The following is a 1,166-nucleotide window of genomic DNA, read 5'->3' as shown; positions in this document are numbered from 1 at the left end:
GGCAACGCTGATCAAGTAGTCGCAACGGCCAGCGAACTGGCCGATCCGGCTCATGACGCACTTGGATCTACGATCAGCCGTCCTTCCATGCCCGTTTCCGGGCGCTGCGGGCCGCTTTTGCGGCCCCGCAGGCGCAACTATCCCGCCAAACGCACCCGCGCCAGGTACAGGTTCGCCAGGCCCAGGGCCACGAAGCAGCGGTTCGCGTTCTTGTCCAGCCCGCGATAACGCACCTTGGCAAAGCCCCACAGCCGCTTCACCACCGCGAACACGTGCTCGACACGGGCACGGATCTTCGACTTGTTGCGGTTCCGCTGGCGCTGCACCTCATTCACTTCGCCACGCTTGCGAACCCGCTGGTTGGTGAAGTCCCGGGCGTGCGGTGCATGCGTGCCGATCAGCGCCTTCTGGCTGGCGTAGGCGCTGTCTCCATAGACCCGGCGTTCCTCCCCGTGCAGCAGGTCTCCCAGCAGGTGCTTGTCATGCACATTGGCCGCCGTCACCGCCGCGCTATGCACCAGGCCGTTACGACTATCCACGCCGATGTGCAGCTTCATCCCGAAGTACCACTGCTGCCCCTTGCGGGTCTGATGCATGTCCGGATCGCGGGCCTTGTCCGCATTCTTCGTCGAACTGGGCGCGCCGATGATAGTCGCATCCACGATGGTGCCCGTGCCCACCTTCAGGCCACGTGCTTCCAATTCCCGGTTCACTTGCAAGAACAGCTCCGCCCCCAGCTCGTGCGTCTCCAGAAGGCGACGAAACTTCAGCAGTGTCGTCGCGTCCGGAACCCGCTCGCGGCCCAGGTCGATCCCCACGAACCGCCGCAGCGCCGTGCTGTCCAGTAGCGCTTCCTCGCAGGCCTCATCGGCCAGATTGAACCAGTGCTGCACCAAATACATCCGCAGCATCCGTTCCAGGCCGACCGGCGGCCGGCCATTGCCTGCCTTCGGATAGTACGGCTCGATCACCGCGCACAGTGCCGACCACGGCACGATCTGCTCCATCGTCGACAGGAACACATCCCGGCGCGTCGGCCGACGATGCTGCTCGAATCCACTGCCCTGATCGGCCGCCATCGCCAATGTCTGCTGTTTCATCGGTCGTTCCGATTTGAAGGAAGGGGCATATTTTCTCCGATAGGGACCGACTTGATCAGCGTTGCC

General features: G+C 63.7%; 1 protein-coding gene. It reads right to left on the bottom strand.

The window, feature by feature from the left end:
* Nucleotides 1–137: 137 nt before the first annotated feature.
* Nucleotides 138–1,100 carry an IS5 family transposase gene (locus XCSCFBP4642_RS30980; RefSeq protein WP_029218204.1) on the bottom strand — a complete coding sequence of 321 codons (963 nt, stop codon included), beginning with the start codon at nt 1,098–1,100 and terminating at the stop codon, nt 138–140.
* Nucleotides 1,101–1,166: the final 66 nt, after the last annotated feature.

It is taken from the genome of Xanthomonas cassavae CFBP 4642 (genome assembly GCF_000454545.1).
GTDB lineage: Bacteria > Pseudomonadota > Gammaproteobacteria > Xanthomonadales > Xanthomonadaceae > Xanthomonas > Xanthomonas cassavae.
This window is presented reverse-complemented; position numbering and strand designations above follow the sequence as displayed.

Coding starts and splice junctions, on each gene's coding strand:
- XCSCFBP4642_RS30980 (WP_029218204.1), bottom strand. CDS start 1,100: ATGAAACAGCAGACATTGGCGATGGCGGCCGATCAGGGCAGTGGATTC.